Annotated in this window: 25 protein-coding genes; 3 read left to right on the forward strand and 22 right to left on the reverse strand. The window is 68.5% G+C overall.

Features of this window, described 5'->3' with window-relative positions; genetic code table 11:
- Positions 1–20: 20 nt before the first annotated feature.
- The 3 genes from ABZY89_RS08355 to ABZY89_RS08365 all read right to left on the reverse strand — a co-directional run bounded on the left by ABZY89_RS08355 (position 21) and on the right by ABZY89_RS08365 (position 2,995).
- Positions 21–443, reverse strand: coding sequence for a DUF6069 family protein (locus ABZY89_RS08355; RefSeq protein WP_355226252.1), 423 nt, complete (start codon positions 441–443; stop codon positions 21–23).
- Positions 444–565: 122 nt separating this feature from the next.
- Complete coding sequence (locus tag ABZY89_RS08360) at positions 566–2,593, reverse strand: protein meaA (RefSeq protein ID WP_355226254.1); 2,028 nt, start codon at positions 2,591–2,593, stop codon at positions 566–568.
- A gap of 93 nt (positions 2,594–2,686) precedes the next feature.
- Complete coding sequence (locus ABZY89_RS08365) at positions 2,687–2,995, reverse strand: STAS domain-containing protein (RefSeq protein ID WP_091047808.1); 309 nt, start codon at positions 2,993–2,995, stop codon at positions 2,687–2,689.
- Between the two features lie 162 nt (positions 2,996–3,157).
- Between ABZY89_RS08365 and ABZY89_RS08370 the strand changes: the two genes are divergently transcribed.
- Positions 3,158–3,730, forward strand: a complete 573-nt coding sequence (locus ABZY89_RS08370) for a cob(I)yrinic acid a,c-diamide adenosyltransferase (protein ID WP_045547381.1) — start codon at positions 3,158–3,160, stop codon at positions 3,728–3,730.
- 13 nt (positions 3,731–3,743) lie between these two features.
- On the opposite strand, the gene ABZY89_RS08375 is transcribed toward ABZY89_RS08370, so the two are convergent.
- On the reverse strand, positions 3,744–4,724 hold the full coding sequence (locus ABZY89_RS08375) for a helix-turn-helix domain-containing protein (RefSeq protein ID WP_160027763.1): 981 nt from the start codon (positions 4,722–4,724) through the stop codon (positions 3,744–3,746).
- Positions 4,725–5,101: 377 nt separating this feature from the next.
- Between ABZY89_RS08375 and ABZY89_RS08380 the strand changes: the two genes are divergently transcribed.
- Complete coding sequence (locus ABZY89_RS08380; RefSeq protein ID WP_355226255.1) at positions 5,102–8,272, forward strand: DEAD/DEAH box helicase; 3,171 nt, start codon at positions 5,102–5,104, stop codon at positions 8,270–8,272.
- Positions 8,273–8,361: 89 nt separating this feature from the next.
- Here the strand turns inward: ABZY89_RS08380 and ABZY89_RS08385 are convergent, their stop codons facing one another.
- The 15 genes from ABZY89_RS08385 to prmC all read right to left on the reverse strand — a co-directional run bounded on the left by ABZY89_RS08385 (position 8,362) and on the right by prmC (position 21,162).
- Positions 8,362–9,522: an MFS transporter gene (locus ABZY89_RS08385; protein WP_355226257.1), complete on the reverse strand. Its 1,161-nt coding sequence runs from the start codon at positions 9,520–9,522 to the stop codon at positions 8,362–8,364.
- A 43-nt stretch (positions 9,523–9,565) separates the two neighbouring features.
- Positions 9,566–10,183, reverse strand: a complete 618-nt coding sequence (locus ABZY89_RS08390; protein WP_355226258.1) for a DUF1707 and DUF4870 domain-containing protein — start codon at positions 10,181–10,183, stop codon at positions 9,566–9,568.
- Between the two features lie 114 nt (positions 10,184–10,297).
- On the reverse strand, positions 10,298–10,714 hold the full coding sequence (locus ABZY89_RS08395) for a DUF2550 domain-containing protein (protein WP_355019000.1): 417 nt from the start codon (positions 10,712–10,714) through the stop codon (positions 10,298–10,300).
- Between the two features lie 51 nt (positions 10,715–10,765).
- On the reverse strand, positions 10,766–11,158 hold the full coding sequence (locus tag ABZY89_RS08400; RefSeq protein ID WP_045547377.1) for a F0F1 ATP synthase subunit epsilon: 393 nt from the start codon (positions 11,156–11,158) through the stop codon (positions 10,766–10,768).
- Positions 11,158–12,594, reverse strand: coding sequence for a F0F1 ATP synthase subunit beta (gene atpD, locus ABZY89_RS08405; RefSeq protein ID WP_350659687.1), 1,437 nt, complete (start codon positions 12,592–12,594; stop codon positions 11,158–11,160). The genes ABZY89_RS08400 and atpD overlap by 1 nt, the downstream gene beginning before the upstream one ends.
- Positions 12,595–12,620: 26 nt before the next feature.
- Positions 12,621–13,547 (reverse strand): F0F1 ATP synthase subunit gamma, encoded by a 927-nt coding sequence (locus ABZY89_RS08410; RefSeq protein WP_350659686.1) that lies wholly within the window; start codon positions 13,545–13,547, stop codon positions 12,621–12,623.
- A 3-nt stretch (positions 13,548–13,550) separates the two neighbouring features.
- Entirely contained in the window at positions 13,551–15,191 is a 1,641-nt protein-coding gene (gene atpA, locus ABZY89_RS08415; protein ID WP_355019002.1) for a F0F1 ATP synthase subunit alpha, read from the reverse strand.
- 84 nt (positions 15,192–15,275) lie between these two features.
- Complete coding sequence (locus tag ABZY89_RS08420) at positions 15,276–16,088, reverse strand: F0F1 ATP synthase subunit delta (RefSeq protein ID WP_355226260.1); 813 nt, start codon at positions 16,086–16,088, stop codon at positions 15,276–15,278.
- Positions 16,088–16,624 (reverse strand): F0F1 ATP synthase subunit B, encoded by a 537-nt coding sequence (locus ABZY89_RS08425; RefSeq protein WP_141803116.1) that lies wholly within the window; start codon positions 16,622–16,624, stop codon positions 16,088–16,090. Before ABZY89_RS08425 ends, ABZY89_RS08420 begins: the two co-directional genes overlap by 1 nt.
- A 26-nt stretch (positions 16,625–16,650) precedes the next feature.
- Positions 16,651–16,854 (reverse strand): ATP synthase F0 subunit C, encoded by a 204-nt coding sequence (locus ABZY89_RS08430; RefSeq protein WP_008362139.1) that lies wholly within the window; start codon positions 16,852–16,854, stop codon positions 16,651–16,653.
- An 81-nt stretch (positions 16,855–16,935) separates the two neighbouring features.
- Entirely contained in the window at positions 16,936–17,742 is an 807-nt protein-coding gene (gene atpB, locus ABZY89_RS08435) for a F0F1 ATP synthase subunit A (RefSeq protein ID WP_355226262.1), read from the reverse strand.
- Between the two features lie 113 nt (positions 17,743–17,855).
- Entirely contained in the window at positions 17,856–18,272 is a 417-nt protein-coding gene (locus ABZY89_RS08440) for a hypothetical protein (RefSeq protein ID WP_350659681.1), read from the reverse strand.
- A gap of 114 nt (positions 18,273–18,386) precedes the next feature.
- Positions 18,387–19,562: an MraY family glycosyltransferase gene (locus ABZY89_RS08445; protein WP_355226264.1), complete on the reverse strand. Its 1,176-nt coding sequence runs from the start codon at positions 19,560–19,562 to the stop codon at positions 18,387–18,389.
- Positions 19,562–20,308: an L-threonylcarbamoyladenylate synthase gene (locus ABZY89_RS08450; protein ID WP_355226265.1), complete on the reverse strand. Its 747-nt coding sequence runs from the start codon at positions 20,306–20,308 to the stop codon at positions 19,562–19,564. The genes ABZY89_RS08445 and ABZY89_RS08450 overlap by 1 nt, the downstream gene beginning before the upstream one ends.
- Positions 20,305–21,162 carry a peptide chain release factor N(5)-glutamine methyltransferase gene (prmC, locus tag ABZY89_RS08455; protein WP_355226267.1) on the reverse strand — a complete coding sequence of 286 codons (858 nt, stop codon included), beginning with the start codon at positions 21,160–21,162 and terminating at the stop codon, positions 20,305–20,307. Before prmC ends, ABZY89_RS08450 begins: the two co-directional genes overlap by 4 nt.
- Positions 21,163–21,337: 175 nt before the next feature.
- On the opposite strand from prmC, the gene ABZY89_RS08460 reads away from it, so the two are divergent.
- Entirely contained in the window at positions 21,338–22,051 is a 714-nt protein-coding gene (locus ABZY89_RS08460; RefSeq protein ID WP_355226269.1) for a hypothetical protein, read from the forward strand.
- Positions 22,052–22,262: 211 nt separating this feature from the next.
- Here ABZY89_RS08460 and prfA read toward each other — a convergent pair whose 3' ends face one another.
- The 3 genes from prfA to rho form a co-directional block, all read right to left on the reverse strand.
- Entirely contained in the window at positions 22,263–23,342 is a 1,080-nt protein-coding gene (gene prfA, locus ABZY89_RS08465; RefSeq protein ID WP_355226271.1) for a peptide chain release factor 1, read from the reverse strand.
- Positions 23,343–23,502: 160 nt separating this feature from the next.
- Positions 23,503–23,715: a 50S ribosomal protein L31 gene (gene rpmE / locus ABZY89_RS08470; protein ID WP_350832694.1), complete on the reverse strand. Its 213-nt coding sequence runs from the start codon at positions 23,713–23,715 to the stop codon at positions 23,503–23,505.
- 212 nt (positions 23,716–23,927) lie between these two features.
- The gene (rho, locus tag ABZY89_RS08475; protein WP_355226273.1) at positions 23,928–25,739 is read right to left on the reverse strand and encodes a transcription termination factor Rho; all 1,812 of its coding nucleotides are present in this window, start codon (positions 25,737–25,739) and stop codon (positions 23,928–23,930) included.
- Between the last annotated feature and the right edge of the window lie 117 nt (positions 25,740–25,856).

The raw sequence follows: 25,856 nt of genomic DNA on the forward strand, positions 1-25,856 counted from the left end.
CGGCAGGCTACTAGGCCCGATCACCGGGCGAGGCGACGAGCCAGCACCGGGATGACGATGGCAGCGGCAACGACGTGCAGGAGCATCAGGACGACCGCGCTCGCGGCGTCGAAGCCGAAGGTGACGTCGGGGACGAGCGAGGCGACGGTCAGCACGACGGTGGTGACCACGAACGTACGTCGCGGGTGCCGGGCCACGCGCGCCATCACCGCGGCCATCGCGACCCCGATGAGCGAGAAGAGGGCGGTCAGCTGGGCGTAGCCGGCGAGCGGGATCGTGCCGCTGGCGGTCTCGAAGCTCACCCCGGCCGCCGAGGCAACGACGGCGAGAACGGTGACGACCGCGCTGGCGACGACCGTGGCACCGAGGCCGTGAAGCCAGACGGGCTTGCGGGCGGCGCGGGTCGAGCGGGTGGTCTGCTGGGCGGTGGTGATCGTGGACATCTCGTACTCCCGTGAAGTGGCGGGAGGCGCTGTCAGCCTCCCTCTGCCCCTTTCACGAATGGCCACGCACCGGGATCGACACGGCTCCCGAAGTTTTTTCGGGAGCCGTGACGATCCTCGGATCAGGAGAGGTCGTTGGCCTTGCGGATGACCTCGACGATGTCGGCCATGATCTCGGTGAGGCTGAAGTCCTTGGGCGTGTAGACCGCCGCGACCCCCGACTGGATCAGCGTCCTGGCGTCGGACTCGGGCACGATGCCGCCCACGATGACGGGTACGTCACCCAGCCCCGCCTCGCGCAGCCCGTCGACCACCGACGGCACCAGCGACATGTGCGAGCCGGAGAGGATGGAGAGGCCGACGACGTGTACGTCCTCGGCGACCGCCGCGGCGACGATCTGCTCCGGGGTGAGCCGGATGCCCTGGTAGATGACCTCGAAGCCGGCGTCACGGGCCCGGACGGCGACCTGCTCCGCACCGTTGGAGTGGCCGTCTAGACCCGGCTTGCCGACGAGCATGCGCAGCTTGACGCCGAGCTCCTCGCCGGTGGCCTTGACCCGGTCGCGTACGGCTGACAGCTCGGCGCCGGCCTCCGCAGCGCCGACGGCGCCGGAGACGCCGGTGGGCGCCCGGAACTCGCCGAAGACCTCGCGCAGGGTGCCGGCCCACTCCCCCGTGGTCGCGCCCGCACGGGCGGCGGCCAGGGTGGCCTCCATCAGGTTGGCATCGGTCTTCGCGGCGGCGGCCAGAGCGGCCAGCGCCTCGGAGACGGCCGTCTCGTCACGCTCGGCCTTCCACGCCTCGAGGGAGGCCTTGGCGGCCTCCTCGGCGCGAGGGTCGGCAACCATGATCGCGGCGTCCAGGTCCGCGGTCAGCGGGCTCGGCTCGGTGGTGGTGAACTTGTTGACGCCGACGATGATCTCCTCGCCGGACTCGATCGCGGCGCGACGGCGCGCGTGCGAGGAGACCAGCTCGGACTTCATGTAGCCGGTGTCGACCGCGGCGATCGCTCCGCCCATGGCCTGGACCCGGTCGATCTCCTCCTTGGCGCCCGCGACGAGCTCGGCCACCTTGGCCTCGACGACCGGCGAGCCGTCGAAGAGGTCGCCGTACTCCAGCAGATCGGACTCGTAGGCGAGCACCTGCTGCAGGCGCAGCGACCACTGCTGGTCCCACGGACGCGGCAGGCCGAGCGCCTCGTTCCAGGCAGGCAGCTGCACCGCGCGCGCCCGCGCGTTCTTGGACAGCGTCACCGCGAGCATCTCCAGCACGATGCGCTGGACGTTGTTCTCCGGCTGCGCCTCGGTCAGGCCGAGGGAGTTGACCTGTACGCCGTAGCGGAACCGGCGCATCTTCGGGTCCTCGACGCCGTAGCGCTCACGGGTGATCTCGTCCCAGAGCTCGACGAAGGCGCGCATCTTGCACATCTCCTCGACGAACCGCACGCCCGCGTTGACGAAGAACGAGATCCGGCCGACGACCTTGCCGAAGTCCTCCTCGGACACCTGACCGGAGGCCTTGACCTGGTCGAGGACCGAGATGGCGGTGCACATCGCGTAGGCGATCTCCTGCACCGGCGTGGCCCCGGCCTCCTGCAGGTGGTAGCTGCAGATGTTGATCGGGTTCCACTTGGGGATCTGGTGGACCGTGTAGGCGATCATGTCGCTGATCAGCCGCAGGGAGTGCTCCGGCGGGAAGACGTACGTCCCCCGGGAGAGGTACTCCTTGATGATGTCGTTCTGGGTGGTGCCGGCCAGCTTGGCGGCCACCTCGGCCGGGTCCATCCCGGGGTTCTGCTCCTCTGCGGCGACCTGATACATCGCGAGCAGCCACATGGCGGTCGCGTTGATCGTCATCGAGGTGTTCATCTCGGTGAGCGGGATCTGGTCGAAGAGCTTGCGCATCTCCCCCATGTGCATGATCGGCACGCCCACCTTGCCGACCTCGCCGCGGGCGAGGACGCTGTCGGGGTCGTAGCCGGTCTGCGTGGGCAGGTCGAAGGCGACCGAGAGACCGGTCTGGCCCTTGGCGAGGTTGTTGCGATAGAGCTGGTTGGACGCCTCGGCGGTCGAGTGGCCGGCGTACGTGCGCATCAGCCAGGAGCGATCCTTCGCCGGGCGGCTCTGCTCGGAAGGCGTGGTGTCCGTCATAAGAGGCATGCTAGCCCCTCGGTTACCGATCAGTAACCGGCTCCGGTGTGGAAGATGTCACTCACCGGGCCACTCTTTTACCCACTGTGCCCGCTAGGCGATGAGCGGTGAGTTCTCCACCTCGAGAACACGGTAGAGCCTGGAGAGGTGAAGCATCCGGCGCACCGCGGGGGTGCAGCCCTGCAGAGTGAGGCGGCGACCCTCGGCATGGGCCTGCCGGGTCGCGACGGCGAGCAGCTTCAGCGCCGTCACATCGGCACTGTTCACGCCGGAGACGTCGAGCACGACGTCACCCTCCACCGAGTCGAGATGGTCGTAGATCACGCTGCGTGCCATCCAGGTGCTGCGTACGTCGAAATCTCCGCTCAGCACCAGCGTCGGCCCGTCGATCAAGATCTCCATGCCCTGCCTCCATCCCCCAGGAAGTGGATTCCCTCTCGCCCACTATGACGCGCGGCTGCTTCGATTGGTTGCACCTCACCAGCCTCATTCGTCACTCTTGTCCCAATTTTCTATCGATCGACCACGTTCGCCGAAAATGGGCTGTCCGAATAGGCTCAGCGCATGGTCAACCTGACGCGCATCTACACCCGCACCGGCGACGCCGGTGAGACCCGGCTCGGCGACATGAGCCTGACCGCCAAGACCGATCTGCGGCTGGAGGCGTACGCGACGACCGACGAGGCCGGGGCGGCGATCGGTGTCGCGCTGGCTCATGGCGGCATCGACGAGGACGTCGTGAAGGTGCTGACGACCGTCCAGAACGACCTCTTCGACGTGGGCGCCGACCTCTCGACCCCGGTCGTGGCCGACCCCGAGTACCCCCCGCTCCGCGTCGAGCAGGCCTACATCGACCGGCTCGAGGCCTGGTGCGACGACTACAACGAGCCACTGGAGAAGCTCCGCTCGTTCATCCTCTCCGGCGGCACCGTGGCCGCTGCCCACCTGCACGTGGCCCGCACCGTCGTGCGCCGCGCGGAGCGGGCGGCCTGGGCTGCGTACGAGGTCCACGGCGAGACCATGAACAAGCTCGCCCTGACCTACCTCAACCGCCTCAGCGACCTGCTCTTCATCCTCGCCCGGCACGCCAACCGCGAGCAGGGCGACGTCCTGTGGGTGCCGGGCGGCGAGCGCTGAGGCGCACGGAACCTCACAGCCAGCCGCGGCGCCCCGCCTCGTAGCCGAGCTGGAGGCGGGTGTCGACCTGCGCGCGGTCCATCATCTGGCGCACCCGCCGCTGGACCGTACGCAGCGACAGCCCGAGCTGCGCCCCGATGGAGGCATCGGTCAGGCCGGCGAGCAGCAGCGAGAGCACCTTGGTGTCCAGGGGCTCGAGGCGATCAGCGGCCGTCTCGACCGTGCCCTCGGGCGTCGCGACGAGCTTGGGGGCCGAGGTCCAGATCAGGTCGAAGAGGGCGATGATCGCGTCGAGGAGACCGCTGGGGTGGAGCAGCAGGGCGTCCTGGACCGTGTTGTGCTCACCGTTCATCAGCGGGATCAGGGCGATCTCCCGGTCGACGATGAAAGCGCGCAGCGGCACCGTCGGCACCACCCGCAGCTCGATCCCGATCTCGAGGCCGGAGTCGATGGTCTCGTAGATGCCGGGGGTGTCGAAGACGGAGCGCTCGAGGACGATGTCGTGCCGGACGCCGCGTTCGATCGCGGCGCGCTCGGCCTCGTCGGCGTCCTCCCGGGTGACGACCGCGGCCTGCGGCTTCTGCAGCGCCTGGATGCACTTCTTCGCCGAGTACTGCAGCTGGGCGAAGCGCTGGGCGATCGCCTCGGTGCCGTGCACGACGTCGACGACGTCGGCCACGTCCCGGCGAGCGACCGAGCCGCGATAGAGCCCGGCGAGCTCGGTCATCTCGACCTGCGCACGGCGCAGCTCGTCCTGGCGCTGGACGAGCAGGGCCCCAAGCGCCACCGCCGGCGGGGAGGCGACATAGCGGTCCTGACCGGCCGAGGCGCGGGCGACCAGGCCCTTCCCCTCCAGCGCGGACAGCACCGCCGAGACCGCGTAGGTGTCCAGGTCGGCCGCTTCGGCCAGCTCTTCGAGGTTGGCCGACGGCGCGGCGACCAGCTGGCGGTAGACCGTCTCCTCGAGATTGTCGAGACCGAGCGCATCGAGCATCCGAGATGCCTTTCCGTGGCGGGGGAACGAACGACGGTCATCATGGCAGATATACGACACGTCACATTCCCGCCATGGTGGTTCGACTTGCATTCACCGGCAACTTGGCCGAAAGTATTCATCGCCACCTCGGTCCGGATCCCCCCGCTCGGATCGAGGTGGCTTTACTTTTGCGCGACAAAGTTGTCGCGATCGGTGCGGATCCGGTTGTCAGGACAGGATGCCGGGCGTGCGCCTATGCATGCCGATGAATGCACCGCAACCCCGTGGTCGTGCCCCGCTGGTCTAGACCACTGCCACCGCACCGAACGAGACGCTGCTCACCACGAGCGTCCACGAAGTCGCAGAACCCGCCTCATGCTGGAAGAATAGATCGGGTGCCCTTGCTCGAAGCTCTCACGAACGACCTGATCCGCGAGACCTTCGACCCCCAGACCATCGAGCGTGGCGAGGCCTACGCGGCCCAGGGCCGGGTCGGTGAGCCCCGGGTCACCGAGATCGGCAGCAGTGCGCTGCGAGCGGCAGCCGAGGTCAGAGGCACCAGCCCGGCTCCCTACCGCGTGACCCTCAACCTGGATTCCAGGAACGGCGTCGTCAAGGCGACCAGCTCATGCAGCTGCCCCGTGCACAACAACTGCAAGCACGGTGCCGCGCTCGGCCTGGTCCTCGCCGGCACGCGCGCTGCCGCGACGCCGATGGGCCCGTCGTGGGAGACGGAGCTGCGTACGCTCCTGGGCCAGCTCGCCGAGGACAACAAGCCCGAGGACGACCTGCCCGCGCTGGCCCTCGAGATCGACGTGCACAGCCCGCGGTCGGCCGTGGCGGGCTCCCCCACCGTCGAGCTGCGCCCGATGCGCATGGGCAACCGCGAGCGCTGGGCGAAGACCGGTGCCGACTGGGCCAACATCCCCAACGCGGTGCCCGGCAAGGACTTCCCCCGCAGCCAGCTGCTCCCCCTGCAGGAGCTGGCCCGCCAGCTGCGGTCCGACCGGCTGCTCTACGCCCGTGGCTCCTCGCTCAGCCTCGCCGACTTCGGCGAGCACGCGGTCAGCCTGCTCCGCGACGCGATCCGCGGCGGTGTGACCGTCCTGCCCGGTGAGAACGTACGCGGCGTGGTGATCTTCGAGGAGCCGCTCTCGCTCGCCGGCGAGCTGCGCCGCGAGGACGGCGAGGCGGTCCTCCGCTTCGGCCTGGCCCACGGTGACCGGGTCTACGCCGGCCCGACGGTGCTCCCGATCGGTCGCCCGACCCGCTCGGTGGGCGTGCTCGATGCCGGGGTGCTCCATCTCGCTGACCTGTCCGGACCGCTGTCGACCCACGCGCAGCGACTGGTGACCGCCCGGGACCCGCTGACCGTCCCCGAGGCCGAGATCGGCACCCTGAGCGCCCTGCTGGGCCCGCTGGCCCGGCTGGTGCCGCTGCGCTCCGACGACGACTCCCTCGACATCCCGGAGCCTCCCGCACCGCGCCTGACCCTGACGGTCACCTGGCGCAGCTCGACGCATGCCACGCTCGGCTGGACCTGGGCCTACGGCGTACGTCACTACCCGGTGGACTCCCGCGAGGACCTCGGCCTGGTCCGCAACCCGGCCGAGGAGGCCGCGCTGCGCGCGAAGGTCTCCACCGAGCTGCTCCGCAAGCAGGAGGTACGCGACGGCGACGCGCTCGCGCTCGCCATCCACGACCTGCCGGCGCTGCGTGAGGTCGAGGGCGTCGAGGTCACCGAGGTCGAGCGGCCCGACTTCCGCGAGACCGACGAGGACCCCGAGATCTCGTTCGAGATCACCTCGCCCGACGGTGCCGCCGTGGCCGGGCAGGACTGGCTCGACCTGCAGGTCGTGATCCGGATCGGCGCCGAGGCCGTCCCGCTTCCCGACGTACTCGGGGCGCTGACCCGCGGCGACGACCACCTGATCCTCCCCAGCGGCACCTACATCACCACCGACCGCCCCGAGCTAGACCGGCTGCGCAACGTCGTCGAGGCCGCCGGACAGCTCCACGAGCGCACCGGCGACGGGATCGCGGTCGGCAAGCACGACCTCGGCGTCTGGGCCGAGCTCGCCGAGCTCGGCGTGGTCGACCAACAGGCCGCCGAGTGGGTCCAGCGCGCCCAGGCGCTGCGGGACCTGCGCGAGATCCCTCGGCCGGAGCCGACCGGGCTCGCGACCGAGCTGCGCCACTACCAGCTCGACGGCTTCCACTGGCTGGCGTTCCTGCACGAGCAGGGCCTCGGCGGGATCCTCGCCGACGACATGGGTCTGGGCAAGACGCTCCAGGTGCTGGCGACGATCTCCCATGCCGTGCACACGCAGCCGGACACGCGCACCCCCTACCTCGTGGTGGCGCCCACCAGCGTCGTACCCGCCTGGGTCCAGGAGGCCCGCCGCCACACCCCCGGCCTGCGAGTGAGCACGGTGAGCAAGCGCATCGACTCCGTCGCCGAGGCCCGCGAGGGTGCCGACGTCGTGGTCACCACCTACGCCATCCTCCGGCTCGAGCAGGACGCCTTCGCCGGGCGCCCCTGGGCCGGTCTCGTCCTCGACGAGGCCCAGCAGGTCAAGAACCACCAGTCCAAGACGTACGCAGCTGCCCGCCGCATCGACGCCCGCTGGCGTCTCGCGGTGACGGGCACGCCGTTCGAGAACCGGCTGATGGAGCTGTGGGCGCTGCTCTCGATCACGGCGCCGGGGCTCTACCCCAGCCCGCGGCTGTTCCGCGACACGGTGGTCTCTCCCGTGGAGAAGTCGGGTGACGATGCGGCGCTGCGCCGGTTCCGGACTCGGCTGCGCCCGTTCCTGCTGCGGCGTACGAAGGAGCTCGTCGCCGACGACCTGCCGCCCAAGCAGGAGCAGGTGCTCGGCGTCGACCTCAACCCGGCGCACCGCAAGATCTACGACGCCCACCTGGCCAAGGAGCGGCAGCGGATCCTGCACCTGCTCGACGACTTCAACGACAACCGGGTCGCGATCCTCAGCGCGCTGACCAGGCTGCGGCAGCTCTCCCTCGACCCCGGCCTCGTCGACCCCGATGACGACGACGTCGGCTCCGCCAAGCTCGACACCCTCGTCGACCACATCGAGGAGCTCGCCGCCGAGGGGCACAAGGCGCTGGTCTTCAGCCAGTTCACCTCGTTCCTCGGCCGGGCGCGCACCCGGCTCAAGGAGGCGGGCATCGACGCCGCCTACCTCGACGGCGCCACCCGCGACCGCGGCGCGGTCATCGAGAGCTTCCGCGACGGCGACGCCCCGGTCTTCCTGATCTCCCTCAAGGCCGGCGGCGTCGGCCTGACCCTGACCGAGGCCGACTACGTCTTCGTACTCGACCCCTGGTGGAACCCCGCCGCCGAGGCCCAGGCCGTCGACCGCGCCCACCGCATCGGCCAGACCCAGCACGTCATGGTCTACCGCCTGGTCTCGACCGACACGATCGAGGAGAAGGTCATGGAGCTCAAGGAGCGCAAGGCCGAGCTCTTCGCGAAGGTCGTCGACGGCGAAGGCGCCATGGGCTCCACCATCGGCGCCGACGACATCCGCGCCCTCTTCGACTGACCCGACCGAGGGCGTCGCTCCGGTGTAACACGTCGTTCGTAGGACTACTCGCCCTATCTGAACGACCGGACAGACCTACGAACAGCGTGTTACACGCCCCGCCGCCGCGCCACCGTCGCAGCCAACGCCGCAGCCGGGAGCATGAGGACGGCGACGACCAGGAGTGCCTTCAGGGTGCCGAACTGGTCGCCCACCGCGCCCAGGATCGGCGGGAAGCCGAGGAAGGCCGCATAGGCCAGCGTGGAGACGACCGAGACGCGAGCCGCAGCCCGGGTCTCGTCGTCGGCGGCGATGCTGATCCCCAGGGGGAAGCCGAGGGCCGCGCCGAAGCCCCACAAGACGATCCCGACCAGCGCGAGCCCGAACGAGCCGGCGAACACGGTCAGTACGATCCCGATGCCCGCCAGCGCCGCCGAGGTGATCAGGACCGGCTGCCGGCCGACCCTGTCGATCACCTTCGCGCCGGCGAAGCGGGCCAGGCTCATACAGAGGACGAACGCCGCGTAGCACGCCACCCCGACCCGGTGGCTCACGTCGTAGCCGTCGATCATCGCCAGCGCGACCCAGTCGTTGGCGCTCCCCTCGGCGGCGGCGAAGGCGAGCACCATCAGCCCCAGCAGCAGCGTCTGGGGTGAGCGCCAGGCGGCGATCAGCTCGCGCCGCGGCGAGTGCCCCTCCGGGGGCGCCTCGGCCGGGAGGAACCCCAGGGTCCCCCACCAGCAGACCGCCAGTGCGATGGCCGCGACCCCGGCGATGTGCCACACGGTCGGCAGCGTGCCCACCAGGGCGATGCCCAGCAGTCCACCGAGCACGGTGCCGACGCTCCACATCGCGTGCAGCTGCGGCATCAGCGTCTTGCCGCCGAGCCGCTCGACCGCGGCGCCTTCGACGTTCATGGCGACGTCCCAGATTCCGTAGCCGACGCCGTACGTCACCAGGAACAGCGCCACCAGCCACGCCTGTTCCAGCCAGCTGCCGGAGATCGCCACCAGGGTCAGGGAGGCGACACAGAGCACCGCGCAGCGGCGTACGACCCGGGCGGCGCCCCAACGCATCACCAGTCCCCCGGCGAGCGGCAGCGCGGCGACGGAGCCGATGCCCATCGCCAGCAGCATCAGACCGACGGCCGAGTTGTTCAGACCGAGGCTCTCGCGGAGCGCGGGGATGCGGGAGATGAAGGTCGCGGACAGCAGACCGTTGGTGGCGAACGCCACCACCGATCCAGCCTGGGCACGGCGGAGAGGCGTCACGAGTAAAGGCTAGTGGGGCCCGGGCCGCGTCCAGGTGCGGGGATCAGTCCCGCTTCTTCTCGTACGGCCCGCCGCGGCCGAAGATCGGCAGCACCCACGGCTGGCGCAGCGGGGCACCGGCGAGCGCGACGACCGCGAAGGCGGCCGCGAGCACCCAGGCGATCCCGTAGAGCGCGCCACCGAGCCCGAAGGTCACGATCGTGACGGCGAGCAGGGTGAGCTGCAGGTTGAGGGCACCGGCGGCGTGGTGCTTCACGAACTCGGAACGCTTGCCGACGGTGTAGTAGAGGATCGCCGGGCCGACGACGATCGGCACCAGGGTCGTGGCCTGGGCGAGGGCGCCCAGGAGCCGCTCCTCGGTGGTCGGCGGGGGCAGCAGGTCGCGGGCGGGCTTCGCCGGCGCCGGAGACGGGGTCGGCTGCGCGACCAGGTCGCGAGTGATCGGCTCCAGGGCGGCGTACGTCTTCGACTTCATGGTCAGGTCGAACCGGAGGTCGAACTCGGCCTGGTCGAGCCGGCCGTCGGCGTAGGCGGACTTGAGGACGTCGATCACGCGGTCGCGATCGGCATCGGTGCAGCGGAGCTCGTCGCCGGCGACAGAAGCAGGTGGAGTGGGCGGGGTCGGCTGAGTGGGATCAGGAGTGGGAGCAGTTGAGGACATACCTCTACGATCCGCCGCGAATGCCTTCCGGACAATCGGGGAAGCCCCCGAATGCAAACCGACCGACCCCGGTGTTGTGCCGGAGACGGTCGGAGACAGGGTCGAAGGGGGCGCTCAGAAGACGGTCCAGGTGGACCGCATCGGGCGAGACTCCAGCCAGGCCTGGAAGCCGATGAGGGTCTGCTGATCCATGGCCAGGTCGATGTGCTCGCCCTTGACGTCGCAGGTCACGATCAGGCTCTCGGGGTAGAGGACGAGCTCCTCGATCCCCTCGGGAGAGCGGCTGGAGACATAGACGATCTCAACCCGGCGCCAGACCCTCTTGGGCTTGGGCGAGAGCGAGAAGATCCGGAACCACTCCAGCTGCGCATCGCCGGAGTAGCGGCCGATGCCGATGACCCAACCGCGCCCGGGACTGGTGTCCCGGACGCGGTGGCTCAGTTCGAAGACACCGCCGTTGCGAGCGAGCAGACGGCGGCGTACGGCGATCCCGATGCCATAGGCGAGGACAAGCAGAAGCGATGCGGCCACAACGACCAAGAGCAGCTCCCACCATGCCATCCGGGTATCGCCCTTCTTTCCCTATGAGGCTTTCTCGACAGCGCGGATGCGTGCCTCGGCACGACGGATGCGCTTCTCGGCGTCATTGTTCGTGCCGAGCAGGCGACGGGCCTCCTCGAGCTCGACCTCAGCCTGGCTGAGGTCGATCTCGTGGGCCAGCAGCACGTGCTCGGACAGGATCGAGACGCGGTCGTTGGCCACCGAGAGGAAGCCACCGTCGACGGTCGCGATGACCTCGGTGCCCTCCTCCGGAGTGATCTCCACGACCGCCTCGGTGAGAGCCGACAGCACCGGCGCGTGACCGCGCAGGACGCCGACATCACCGTCGACCGTTCGGGCGATGACCATGGTGGCCCCGCCGCTCCAGACCACCCGGTCTGCAGCGACGAGCTCCACCTGAAGTGCGTCCGTCATCAGAGGCTCTTCTGGATCTCGGCCCACTTCGCCTCGACGTCGTCGAGGCCACCGCACATGAAGAACGCCTGCTCGGCGACGTGGTCGTACTCACCCTCGGCGATCTTGTTGAACGCCTCGATGGTGTCCTTGACCGGAACCGTCGAACCCTCGATGCCGGTGAACTGCTTGGCGACGTAGGTGTTCTGCGACAGGAACCGCTGGATCCGGCGAGCGCGGGAGACGATGATCTTGTCTTCCTCGGAGAGCTCGTCGACACCCAGGATCGCGATGATGTCCTGCAGCTCCTTGTTGCGCTGGAGGATCTGCTTGACGCGGACGGCGCAGTCGTAGTGGTCCTGACCGATGTACTGCGGGTCCAGGATTCGCGACGTCGAGGTCAGCGGGTCCACAGCCGGGTAGATACCCAGCGACGCGATCTCGCGGGAGAGCTCGGTGGTCGCGTCCAGGTGGGCGAACGTGGTCGCCGGAGCCGGGTCGGTGTAGTCGTCGGCCGGCACGTAGATCGCCTGCATCGAGGTGATCGAGTGACCACGCGTCGAGGTGATCCGCTCCTGGAGCTGACCCATCTCGTCGGCGAGGTTGGGCTGGTAGCCCACGGCCGAAGGCATCCGGCCCAGCAGGGTCGAGACCTCGGAGCCCGCCTGCGTGAAGCGGAAGATGTTGTCGATGAACAGCAGCACGTCCTGGCCCTGGACGTCGCGGAAGTACTCCGCCATCGTCAGCGCCGAGAGGGCCACGCGAAGACGCGTGCCCGGCGGCTCGTCCATCTGGCCGAAGGTCAGGGCGACCTTGTCGTAGACGCCGGCCTCCTGCATCTCGTGGATGAGGTCGTTGCCCTCACGGGTGCGCTCGCCGACACCGGCGAACACGGAGACACCACCGTGGTTCTTGGCGACTCGGGCGATCATCTCCTGGATGAGGACGGTCTTGCCGACGCCCGCACCACCGAAGAGGCCGATCTTTCCACCGGTCACGTAGGGGGTGAGGAGGTCGATGACCTTGATGCCCGTCTCGAACATCTGGGTCTTGGACTCCAGCTGGTCGAAGGCCGGAGCCTTGCGGTGGATGCCCCAGCGCTCGTTGACCTCGACCGTGGCCGGGTCGACGTCGAGGATGTCACCGGTCGCGTTGAACACGTGGCCGAGGGTGACGTCACCCACGGGAACCGTGATCGGGCCACCGGTGTCACGCACCGAGGAGCCGCGTACGACGCCGTCGGTCGGCTTCAGCGAGATCGCGCGGACCATGCCGTCACCGATGTGCTGGGCAACCTCGAGCGGCAGGGTCGTCGTCTCACCGCTGATGGTGACCTCGACCTCGAGCTTGTTGTAGATGTCCGGCATGGCGTCGACGGGGAACTCCACGTCGACGACCGGGCCGATCACGCGGGCGATGCGGCCCGTCGTGGTCTTCTCGTCAACCTGTGCGGTCATTTTCTAGTCAGTCTTTCTGTGGGTTCTCAGTCGTTCGCAGCCTGGGCGTCGGCGAGCGCGTTCACGCCACCGACGATCTCGCTGATCTCCTGGGTGATGCCGGCCTGGCGAGCCTGGTTGGCAACCCGGGTGAACTTCTTGATGAGCTCGTCGGCGTTGTCGGTAGCCGACTTCATCGCCTTCTGACGCTGGGCCAGCTCGGAGGCGGCGGCCTGCAGCAGCGCGAACCAGATCCGGCTCACGACGTACTGCGGGAGCAGCGAGTCGAGCACGGCCTCGGCCGACGGCTCGAACTCGTAGAGCGGCAGGACGTCGCCCTCGGCCGGAGCCTCGGTGCCCTCCACGACCTCCAGAGGCAGGAGACGTACGGCGGTGGGCTTCTGCGTCATCATGGTGATGAACCGCGTGTAGACCACGTGGACCTCGTCGACGCCGGGAGCGGCAGCCTTCTCGGCCTCGGTGCCCTCGACGAAGACCTCGATCAGCTTCTCGCCGATCTCCTTGGCCGCCTCGAACTCCGGACGGTCGGAGAAGCCGGTCCAGGCCTGCGCCACGGAACGACCGCGGAACTTGTAGAAGGCCTCCGCCTTGCGTCCGGTGACGTAGAGGTCGACCTCCTTGCCCTCGGCTTTGAGCTTCTCGACCAGACCCTCGGCCTCCTTGAGCACGCTCGAGGAGTAGGAGCCGGCCAGACCACGGTCGCTGGTGACCACCAGCACGGCGGCGCGGGTGGGCGCCTCCGGCTCGGTGGTCAGCGGGTGGTCCACGTTGGAGTAGGTCGCCACCGCCGAGACGGCGCGGGTGAGCTCACGGGCGTACGGCGCGGCCGCATTGGCCCGCTGCTGCGCCTTGATGATCCGGGACGCAGCGATGAGCTCCATGGCACGCGTGATCTTCTTCATCGACTCCGTCGACTTGATCCGCGCGCGGAGTTCACGCACTGACACGGCCATGGGTCAGCCCCGCTTCTGCTTGACGATCTGCTCCTGCTCGACGTCCTCGTCAGCCAGTGCCTGCTCCTTGGCGGAACCCGGCTTGATCGAGTGGCCCTCCGAGGTCTCGAACTGGTTGAGGAACGAGTCGTAAGCCTTCTTCAGCTCGGACTCGGTGGAGTCCTCGAACTTCAGCGACTCACGGATGCCGGCGAGGATGCCGTCGTGGGAGCGACGCAGGAAGTCGAGGAACTCCCGCTCGAACTTGAGCACGTCCTCGACAGGGACGATGTCCAGGCTGCCGGAGGTGCCCAGCCACAGCGAGACGGTCATCTCGTCGATCGGGTAGGGCGAGTAGGCCGGCTGCTTGAGCAGCGCCATCAGCCGCTGACCGCGGGCCAGCTGCTGCTTCGAGGCCGCGTCCAGGTCGGAGGCGAACATCGCGAAGGCCTCCATCGCGCGGTACTGCGCGAGCTCGACCTTGAGCGAGCCGGTGACGCCCTTGAGGGCCTTGGTCATCGCGGCGCTACCGACGCGGGAGACCGAGACGCCGACGTCGATGGCCGGGCGCTGGTTGGCCGCGAACAGGTCGGACTGCAGGAAGATCTGACCGTCGGTGATGGAGATGACGTTGGTCGGGATGAACGCCGAGACGTCGTTGGCCTTGGTCTCGATGATCGGCAGACCGGTCATCGAGCCCTTGCCCATCTCGTCGGAGAGCTTCGCGCAGCGCTCCAGCAGCCGGGAGTGCAGGTAGAAGACGTCACCCGGGTAGGCCTCACGGCCCGGCGGGCGGCGCAGCAGCAGCGACACGGCACGGTAGGCCTCGGCCTGCTTGGTCAGGTCGTCGAAGACGATCAGGACGTGCTTGCCCTCGTACATCCAGTGCTGGCCGATGGCCGAGCCGGTGTAGGGGGCGAGGTACTTGAAGCCGGCGGAGTCGGAGGCCGGAGCCGCGACGATCGTCGTGTACTCCAGCGCGCCGGACTCCTCGAGGGCGCCACGCACGGAGGCGATGGTCGAGCCCTTCTGGCCGATGGCGACGTAGATGCAGCGGACCTGCTTGTCGGGGTCGCCCGACTCCCAGTTCTGCTTCTGGTTGATGATCGTGTCGATCGCGACCGTGGTCTTACCGGTCGAGCGGTCACCGATGATCAGCTGACGCTGGCCACGGCCGATCGGGGTCATCGCGTCGATCGCCTTGATGCCGGTGGCGAGCGGCTCGTGCACCGACTTGCGGGCCATCACGCCGGGAGCCTGGAGCTCCAGGGCGCGGCGGCCGACCGTCTCGATGTCGCCGAGGCCGTCGATCGCGTTGCCGAGCGGGTCCACGACGCGGCCGAGGTAGCCGTCACCGACGGGGACCGAGAGAACCTCGCCCGTACGTCGGACCGACTGGCCCTCCTCGATCTTGTCGAAGTCGCCCAGGACGACGACACCGATCTCGCGGGTGTCCAGGTTCAGGGCGAGACCAAGGGTGCCGTCCTCGAACTCGAGGAGCTCGTTGGTCATGGCCGAGGGCAGACCCGACACGCGGGCGATGCCGTCCGCGGTCGAAGCGACGGTGCCGACCTCCTCGGTCTTCGCCGCCTCCGGCTTGTAGTCCGCGACGTACTTTGCCAGTGCGTCCCGGATCTCGTCGGGACGGATGGAGAGCTCCGTCATCTGTGCCTTCTCTCTCAGTTCTTACAAGTCAGTCTGTGTCACACAGGGGTCGTACGGCCAGTTGAGGTCGGCCGCGGTGCCGGATCAGCCGGCCAGGGCTCGCTGCGCCCCTTCGAGGCGACTCGAGACGGTGCCGTCGATGACGTCGTCACCGATCGATACCTTGATGCCACCGACGACAGCCGGATCGACGACCACGTTGAGGTGGACCTCACGGCCGTACTTCCTCGCCAGTGCTGTCGCCAGACGGGTGGTCTCGGCCTCCGAGAGCGGGGCCGCGACGCGGATGACCGCGGTGCCCTCATCTGCGACGGATGCCGCGACCTTCTGGTATTCACCGAGAGCGGCCGATGCGGTGCGGTAGGTGCCCGCCAGCGCCTGCTTCGTCAGGGTCACGGTCGCCGGAAGCGCCTTGCCCCCGAGCAGCGTGTCGACCAGTCCGGCCTTGTCCTCGGTCGTGCGAGCCGGGTCGGAGAGCGCGTCGCGCAGCTCCGGCGTCTCCTGCACGGCCTGCTGGACCGCGAACAGCTCGTCGGCGAGGCGCTTGGCCTCGCCGCCGGCGCTGCGGACCGCGGCGATCTCGCTCAGTCGCTCGACCGCATCGCTCAGGTCACCGGCGTGCGTCCAGCGGTGCTTGACCGCCGACTCGAACACGCCGAGGCCCGTCGCGTCGACCTTCCCGCCGAACAGCTCGGCGACGAGGCCGGTCTTGGCCTCCTGCGGCACCGAAGCGTCGGTGACGAAGCGGCGCAGAGCTGCCTCGGCACGGAGGGTCTGGGAGACCTCGAAGAGGGTGTCGGCCGCCTTCGCCGCCGCCTCAGGAGAGGCGGAGACAGCGGTCTTCAGCTCCTCGGTCAGGGCGGCAACGGCGTCGGCCGACGCTCCACGGAAGTCCATCAGTGAACCCCTGCCTCGAGGTCAGCGAGGAACCGCTCGACCACACGGCTGGAACGCTCGTCGTCGTCGAGGGACTCGCCGACGATGCGACCGGCGAGACCGGTGGCCAGCGAGCCGACCTCGGTCTTCAGCGACGTAGCAGCCGCCTGGCGCTCGGCCTCGATCTGCGCCTTGCCGGCGGTGATGATGCGCTCCGCCTCGGCCTGCGCCTCGAGGCGCATCTCGGCCTTGATCGCGGCGCCCTCCTCGCGAGCCTGCTCGCGGATGCGGGCAGCCTCGTGGCGAGCGTCGGCCAGCTGGGCCTCCAGCTGAGCGAGCTTGGCATCCGCCTCGGCCTGCTTGGCGTTGGCGTTCTCGATGCCGCCTTCGATCGCCGCGGTTCGATCGGCGTACGCCTTCTCGAAGTTCGGAACGATGAACTTCGCAACTCCCACGAAGAGGATGGCGATGACGATGAAACCGAGGATGATCTCCGGGACGTGCGGGACCAACGGGTTGATCTCGGTCTCCGCAGCGGTTACCTGGGTAAGGATCATGTCGGAACCTTCAGTAGTTCCCTACGTCAGAGCACGAAGGCGAGGGCGAGGGAGATGATGAAGAACTGCTCACAAAGCGCGAAGCCGAGGATCGCGATGGCCTGCAGGCGGCTCTGGGCCTCCGGCTGGCGAGCGACGCCGGCAACATACGCGGCGAAGATCAGACCGACACCGACACCCGGGCCGATAGCGGAGAGGCCGAGGCCGATCATGTCTGCGGAGCCGTCCATTGTGGACTTCCTTTCGGTTGTGACGCGCCTTGCGTCAGTTGTTGTACATCGTTGGGTTTGGCTGGTGGAACGAGCTGTGGATCAGTGCTCGTCCGCGACTGCACCGGCGATGTACATCGCCGAGAGCAGGGTGAAGACGTAGGCCTGCAGGAACATGATCAGCATGTCCAGGAAGGACACGAGAATGCCGAGCAGGAAGGCGAAGAGGCCGGCGGTGACGCCCTGCCACACCGGAACGTAGTGCAGCATCAACCAGGCCCCACCGATGGAGAACAGCGCCACCAGCAGGTGGCCGGCGAACATGGTCGCGAAGAGACGGATGGCCAGCGTGAACGGGCGCACGATGATGTTGGAGAGGAACTCCAGCGGGACCATCATGAGCAGGATCGGGCCGCTCACACCGCTGGGCACCGTCTGGAGCTTGAGGTAGCCGACGAAACCGTGCTTCGCGATGCCGACGATGTTGTAGATCAGCCAGGTGATGGCCGCCAGGGCCACCGTGTAGCCGATGTGCGACATCGTGGGGAACTGGACGAACGGGATGATCCCGTAGAAGTTGTTGATGATGATGAAGACGAAGACCGTGAAGAGGTACGGCACGAACCTCATGTAGTCCTTCGACCCGATGATGTCGCGGGCGATGGAGTTTCGGACCATCCCGTAGACGTACTCACCGGCGAACTGCAGACGGCTCGGAACCACGGCGGCCTTGCGGGAGGCGGCGTAGAAGAAGCCGAAAGCAATCACGACGGACAGCAGGACCAGGAGGCTCACCTTGGTCAGGGCCCAGTCGCCGGACCCGACGATCGGCGGAAGGAAGAAGTCCGCGGGCCCCGGGATATGAGGCCCCGACTCCGACGCCATAACGGTGGCGGCAAGCGACTTCACGCTGTCTCCTGTTTGTTCGAACTTACGATTCTGGGTGGCGAGCCTCAAAGGCTCGGGCATCATCCCGGCGGCCGCCCCCGACGGCCCGGACGATATCAGGCGCTACTGGCGGGTCACGAGTCTGCCCCGGGCAGGTCGAAGAGCGGGATTCGCTCGCGTCGCACCAGGAACGCGAACGTGGTCGTCCATGCGACTGTGAGCGCCATGACCGAGAAGGCTGCCGGACGTACGACAGCGTCTCCCCCGGTCTGCGAAACGATCAGCAGGACAACGAAGAGAACCATGCCTGACAGCGTGAAAACACCGACCGCGGCGGGCAACGACATCGCGGGCGACTTCGCCGCGATCCAGAACATCGCCCAAGAGCCGACCGCCAGCACGACAACGGTGGCGATCGATCCGATCGCAGCACCAGTCAGACCATCAGTCCCGGCAAGAACAAAGGCCACCGCGAGGGCCGCGAGCACAGCAACTGCGGACACTGCGGCAGAACCTCGCAGCACCTTGGATTTGCTGGTTGCGGTCGTCATCGTCGGCGGCCGTTCTCTCTGGGGGCATTTCACGCGTTCAGGAGCGTATCCCGAACGCTCGTGAAAACTATCACAAGCGTCTTTGGGCGCCCTAATTGATCGATCAAGGCACCACTAGTGAGTCTGGTTCTCCAGTGGTGTGAGGTCCTCGGGGACCTCGAGGAGCTTGTCGGTGCGCTCGCCGCGGATCTTGGGGAGGACGAAGGTGAGGAGCACGATGAGGGCGGTGGCGACGATGACGCCGGTGATGACGACCGGGCCGCGGTAGAGGGTCACGAAGACCGATCCGAAGGACATCAGACCGGCCCAGAGCCACATGATCAGCACGGCACGACGCTGGGAGTGGCCGATCTCCAGGAGGCGGTGGTGGAGGTGCTTCTTGTCCGCTGCGAAGGGGGACCGTCCGGCGCGGGTGCGGCGTACGACGGCCAGCACGAGGTCGACGAGAGGGACCACCAGGATCGTCAGGGGGAGCAGCAGGGGCAGGAAGGTGACCAGGAGCGCGGTGGAGGCGTCGAAGGCGTTCACGTTCAGGCCGCCGGCGTTGTAGGAGCCCGAGAGGGTGACCGCGCTGGCGGCGAGGATCAGGCCGATCAGCATCGAGCCGCTGTCCCCCATGAACAGCCTGGCGGGATGCCAGTTGTGGATGAGGAAGCCGACGCAGGCTCCGGCGAGGGCGACGGTCAGGAGAGCCGCGGTCGAGGCGCGGCCGATGTCGTTGATCCGAGTGAACTGGTAGCAGAACAGGAACAGCGCCAGCGCGCCGATACCGACGACACCCGCGGCCAGACCGTCGAGTCCGTCGATGAAGTTGACGGCGTTGACCACGGTGATCACGACGAGCCCGGTGAGCAGGGCGCCCTGGGCCGGGTCGATCGAGAACTGGGTGCCGTCGGGGAAGGTGATCAGGCTGTACTGCAGGTTGAAGCCCACCAGGATCGCGGTCGCCAGCACCTGACCGCCCAGCTTGGTGAGGGCGTCGAGCTCGAAGATGTCGTCGACGACGCCGACGATGCAGATCAGCGCGCCGGCGAGGATCACCACGCCGGTGTCCTGGAGCACGAAGTCCGGAGCATCGGCCAGGAACGGCAGCTCACGGGCGACCAGGTAGGCAGCCACCAGGCCGCCCAGCATCGCGACGCCGCCCATGTAAGGGATCGGAACGGCGTGTACGTCGCGGTCGCGGACCTTCGCGACGGCCCCCGTGCGCATCGCGAACTCGCGGGCGACGACAGTGAGCAGGTAGGTCACCACGGCGGCGACCAGGAAGAGGAGGACGTAGGCGCGCATCAGGCTTCTGTGTCGGCGTCCGTGGCGGGCAGGTCGGTCTCGGGCCCGTCGGTCTCGGGCATGTTGGCGGGGTCCGGATCGCCCGGCCGACGGATGGCGACGTCGTGATCGGCGAGGATCTCGTTGATCCGGTCGATGCTGATCGCGCCCTCCCGCAGAACCTTCGGCTCGTCACCTGTGGCGGAGATGATCGTGGACGCCTCGCCGACCGGCGACTCGCCGCCGTCGATGATGGCTTTGACCATCTTGCCGAGCATCTCGTCGGCCTGGTCGGCGTTGGTGGCGGCGGGCTTCGTGGTGCGGTTGGCCGAGCTGGTCGCGAGCGGACCGACCCGGTCGATGATGCGGCGCAGGATGTCGGAGTCGGGGATGCGTACGGCCACGGTCTGGCGGGCCTCGCCTAGGTCCCACTGAAGCGACGGCTGCTGGTGGAACACGACCGTCAGCGCGCCGGGCCACAGCTCCTCGACGAGGCTGCGAGCCCAGTCGGGGATCCGCGTCGCGAGGGCGTCCAGGGTGGCGACGTTGGAGATCAGCACCGGCGGCGGCATCGAGCGGCCTCGGCCCTTGGCGGCGAGCAGACCGGCGACGGCGCCCTTGTCGAACGCGTCGGCGGCGATGCCGTAGACCGTGTCGGTCGGTACGACCACGAGCTCGCCGGCCTGAAGGGCAGCCACAGCAGCATCGATCGCCTCGGTCTGCTCGTCCTCGGTCGCGATCGGGTAGCGCTCAGTCACAGTGCTCATGTTGCCAGTTGTGCGGTCGTGAAGCGCGGACGGCCTGCCAGATCGAGGTGATCGCGTACGTCCTGCCATCTTCCGGTGGCGGCGAAGACCGCCGGAGCGCCACCGTTCTGGCCGTCCGGGCCCTGCTCGTCGGCATGCTCGAAGCCGACCACTCCCCCGGGCTTGAGCAGCTCGGCGGCCCGACGTTCCAGGACGCGGATCGCGTCCAGCCCGTCCTGCCCGGAGAAGAGCGCGAGGTCGGGGTCGTGGTCGCGCGCCTCGGCGGCGACCGACTCCCAGGCTTCGAGCGGGATGTACGGCGGATTGCAGACGAGCACGTCGACGCTGCCGTCCAGGTCGGCGAACTCGTCGGCCATGTCGCCCTGCCGGAGGTCCACGCCGGTGCCGGTCAGGTTGCGTACGGCCCAGGGATAGGCATCCTCGGAGAGCTCGACCGCGTGCACCTCGGCGCCCGGGACCTCGTCGGCGATGCTCTTCGCGATCGCTCCCGAGCCCGTGCAGAGATCGACGACGACGGGCTGGTCGATGCTCGCGGCCCGGTCGATCGCCCAGCCGGCGAGCAGCTCGGTCTCGGGCCGCGGCACGAAGACGCCGGGACCGACGGCGAGCTCGACGTGCCGGAAGTACGCCACCCCGGTCAGGTGCTGCAACGGCTCGCGTTCCGCGCGGCGGGTGAGCAGGTCCGCGTAGGCCTTCTCCTGGTGCTCCGCCACATCGTCGACGAGGAAGAGGCGGTTGCGGTCGGTGTCGAGGACATGGGCCAACAAGATGGCCGCATCGGCGTCCGGGCTCTCGACTCCGGCCTCTGCGAGCTGCTTTCGGGCACTTGCCAGAAGTGTGCGCGGGGCGGTCATGGGCAACTGCTCCTGAATGTGTTAGTCATGCTTTACCCGGCTGAGGGTAACGTTCGGGCGCCTCAACGGTTCTTCCGGTCATATCGGGGGACGCGGGACTGGCCGCACACCTCGTCGGGCGCTGTGCTGCCCCACCATCACACCCGAGATCTCCCCCGGAAGGAAACAACACCCCATGAAGTGGCCTTTGCTGCTTGCACTCATCCTCGTCCTCGTCCTCCTGATCTGGTTCTTCTTCGGACGTCCGATCCGCAAGGACGCCAAGGCCGCCCATCGAGCGGACGAGGACCACCCGGCCGCCGAGGACACCACTGCGCCCGTCGCCGCTGCCGCAGTCTCCGCCGAGGCGTCCGTGGCCGAGACCGCTGACGAGACTCCTGCTACTGAGGCTGCGGTCGCTGAGGAGCTCGTGGCCGAAGAGCCCGCCGAGACTGCTGTCGAGGCCGAGGTCGTCGAGACCGCCACGGAGGACGTGACCGAAGCAGACACCGCTGCGGTCGTCGCGGAGGCCGAGAGCGTCACCGCGGCCGCTGCCGCCGCTGACGCGACCGAGACCGTCACCGCTGAGCCCGAAGCAACCGAGCCCGCCGCAGCCGTGGCCGAGGCTCCGGAAGAGGAGGCTCCCGTGGCGTCCGAGCCGGAGGCCGCCCCGGTCGCCGACGCGTCCGCCGCGACCAAGGATGCTCCCTACCCCGGCGCGGTGCTGCCGGCTGCTGACGGAAGCAGCTCGGATGCTGCGTACGAGATCAAGGGCAGCAGCGGGAAGAAGTACCACACGACGGCGAGCCCCTACTACGGCCGCACGAAGGCAGCCGTCTACTTCGACTCCGTGGAGTCGGCCGAGGCGGCCGGGTTCGTCGTGGGCTTCAAGAAGAAGGCCAACGCCTGACCCGCACCGACAAACTCGAAGGTCGCAGTCACCGAGTGGCTGCGACCTTCGAGTTTCCGCGAAGAGTCAGTTTCTGACGCCGAGGAGTCGATCTCTGACGGCGAATGCTCAGTTTCTGACCGCCACAGCGAACTTTCACGCCGGACTACGGACCTCTCGGTCCCAAGAACTGACGCCTCGGCGCCAGAAATCGACGTCTCGGCGAGCGGGGTCAGGAGTCCAGGCTGGCCAGGCGGGCGGCCAGGTCGGCGTCGACCGCGCTGCCGATCACCGGCTCCAGGTCGCCGTCCAGGACCTGGTCGAGGTTGTAGGACTTGTAGCCGGTGCGGTGGTCGGAGATGCGGTTCTCCGGGAAGTTGTAGGTGCGGATGCGCTCGGAGCGGTCGACGGTGCGCACCTGGGAGCGTCGGGCGTCGGAGGCTTCCGCGTCGGCGGCGTCCTGGGCCGCCTGGAGCAGGCGCGAGCGGAGCACGCGCATGGCCTGCTCCTTGTTCTGCAGCTGCGACTTCTCGTTCTGCATCGAGACGACGATGCCGGTGGGGATGTGGGTGATCCGGACCGCCGAGTCGGTGGTGTTGACCGACTGGCCGCCGGGTCCCGAGGAACGGTAGACGTCGATGCGGAGGTCGTTGTCGTTGATCTCGACATCGATCGGCTCGGCCTCGGGAACCACCAGGACACCGGCGGCCGACGTGTGCACCCGGCCCTGCGACTCGGTGACCGGCACCCGCTGGACACGGTGTACGCCGCCCTCGAACTTGAGCAGCGCATAGGGCGCCCGGCCGGGCTCGGAGGTCCCCTTCGCCTTCACCGCTACGGTGACCGACTTGTAGCCGCCGAGGTCGGACTCGTTGGCGTCGAGGAACTCGAGCTTCCAGCCCTGACGCTCGGCATAGCGGGTGTACATCCGCAGCAGGTCGCCGGCGAACAGCGCCGACTCCTCGCCGCCCTCCCCCGACTTCACCTCGAGGATGGCGTCCTTGTCGTCGGTCGGGTCGCGGGGCACGAGCAGGCGACGCAGCCGCTCTTCGGCCTCCTCGCGCTGGGGCACCAGCGCGTCGGCCTCCTCGGCGAACGAGGGGTCCTCCCCCGCCAGCTCGCGGGCGGCATCGATGTCGTCACCGAGCTGCTGCCAGGAGTGGTAGGCGTCGATGATCGAGCTCAGCTCGGCGTACCGCTGGTTGAGCTTCTTCGCCAGGCGCGCGTCGGCGTGGGTCTCGGGCTCGGCGAGCCGCTTCTCGAGGCCCTCGTGCTCCTCGATAAGCCCTTCGACCGCTTCAAACTGTGACATCTCCGCCTCGCTTCTCGCTTGGAAGGAATACCCGGTTAACCGGGTATTCCTGCACTTCTCGGGCGTTGCAACACCCCGGAAGTGCAGGAATTGCCCGATAAGTTCGATGAAATGCGCCGCGCCGGCCCCCACGGACACGTGGGGGCCGGCGCGTTGAGAGCTACTTGTTGCGCTTGCCGAAGCGAGCCTCGAAGCGAGCCACGCGACCGCCGGTGTCGAGGATCTTCTGCTTGCCCGTGTAGAACGGGTGGCAGTTGGAGCACACGTCGGCGCGGATGGCGCCCTCGGCCACCGTGCTGCGGGTGGTGAAGGAGTTGCCGCAGGTGCAGGTGACCTGGGTCTCGACGTAAGTCGGGTGGATGTCGGTCTTCATGAGGTTCCTCTCAAGACATTGGGTTCCGGGTCGCCACCGCAGGTTGCGGGACGTGAACCGGCACCGAGGATTCAGTGTATGTGAACGCCTGGGGCCGCCAATAATTCCCGGCGGCCCCAGGACGCACATCGCACTCCGCGCTTCGCGCGGTCACTCCCTCGCTCGGCGCGAGCGGACGAGCAAGCTCGCCGCTCGACCTCGCTACGGTCGTCTCAGCTCTTGGCGACCTCGTTGAGCAGCACCATGTTGGTGGCGGAGCCGGTGACCTTGTCCACCAGGACCGAGGCGGCCTTGGCACCGTCGAGCGTGGCCAGCGAGGCGCGCAGCTTGCGCACCGCGTCGCCCTCGCCACCGGCGAAGAGCAGGTCGTCGCGGCGGGTGCCAGAGGCGTTGACGTCGACGGCGGGGAAGATCCCAGCCTCGGCGTACTCCTCACTCAAGCGCAGCTCGGAGTTGGCGGTGTCCTTGAACGCATCGAAGATGATCTCGTCGGTCTTCGAACCGGTCTCGACCGCGGCCGTCGCCAGGATGGTCAGCGAGCCGCCGTCCTCGACGTTGCGGGCCGCACCGAAGAACCGCTTGGTCGGGTAGAGCGCCGCGGAGTCGACGCCGCCACCGAGGATCCGGCCCGATGCGGGGACGGAGAGGTTGTACGCCTTGCCCAGACGGGTCAGCCCGTCGAGCAGGACGACCACGTCGTGGCCGAGCTCGACCAGGCGCTTGGCCCGCTCGATGGCCAGCTCGGCGACCACGGTGTGGTCGGCAGGCTGACGGTCGAAGGTGGAGGCGATGACCTCGCCCTTGACGCTGCGCTCGAAGTCGGTGACCTCCTCCGGGCGCTCGTCGACGAGGACCACCATCAGGTGGCACTCGGGGTTGTTAGCGGTGATCGCTCCGGCGATCGCCTGGAGGACGGTCGTCTTGCCCGCCTTCGACGGCGAGGCGATCAGGCCGCGCTGGCCCTTGCCGATCGGCGAGATCAGGTCGATGACCCGCCCGGTGACCGGGTCGGAGCCGCCCTCGAGGCGGAGCCGCTGGTCGGGGTGGACCGGGGCGAGCTTGTCGAACTCGACGCGGTGCCGGGCGACCTCGGGGTCGGCACCGTTGACCGAGTCGATGCGCACCATCGGGTTGTACTTCTCCTTGCGCTCGCCCTCGCGGGGCTGGCGCACCTGGCCGACGATCGCGTCGCCACGGCGCAGGCCGAGGCGCTTGACCAGCGACAGGGAGAGGTAGACGTCGTCCGGTCCGGGCAGGTAGCCGGAGGTGCGGACGAAGGCGTAGTTGTCGAGTACGTCCAGGATGCCTGCCGCGGGCACGAGCACGTCGTCCTCGAGGACGGTCGTGTCCGGCTCGCCGCGGCCCGGGCGGTTGCGGTCGCGGTCGCGGCCACGGCGGCGGCGGTTGCGGCGGCTGCCACCCTCGCCGTCGTCATCGCCCGCGTCGTCGGCCGAGTCGGCCGGCCGCTCCTTCTGGGCGTCCTCGTTCTTCTTCTCGGCGGCAGGCTGGCCGGCCTTGGCCGGACCCTTGCTCTGGCCACCACCGGCGGGCTGACCGGACTGGCCGGACTGACCGCCCTGGCCGGACTGACCGCCCTGGCCGGACTGACCGCCCTGGCCCTGACCGCCCTGGCCGCCGCTCTTGTTCTGGTTCTGGTTGCGCTGGCGACGCGGGCGCTGGGTGCCCTCGTTACCGGCGTCAGCAGCCTCGGCGGACTTCTCCGCGGGCTTCTCGGCCTTCTCGGCCGGCTTCTCTGCGGTCTTCTCCGCAGGCTTCTCAGCGGCAGGCTTCTCGGCAGCAGGCTTCTCAGCGGCGGCAGGCTTCTCGGCCCGCTCCGCCGGCGCCGACTGCGCCCGGCTGCTCTGCGCAGCCTTGATCGCGTCGATCAGCTGGGCCTTCTTCATCGAGTTCGCCCCGGTGATACCCATGCCGTTCGCCATCGCCTTGAGGTCGGCGAGGAGCATTCCGCCAAGGCCACCGCGCTTCTTCGGGGCTGCGTTCGGCTCCGGCGCAGTGGATTCCATGGTTTCAGTCACGTGAGTCCTTTCCCACGTATCGCCGATCGGCGTACGACGCCGACGGCTCGTTTGTCAGAACCCCTGACGCACCGATGCGCGCCAAACGAAGTGGCACGGCACGAA

This window comes from Nocardioides sp. NPDC006303, from assembly GCF_040613175.1.
Taxonomy (GTDB): Bacteria; Actinomycetota; Actinomycetes; order Propionibacteriales; family Nocardioidaceae; genus Nocardioides.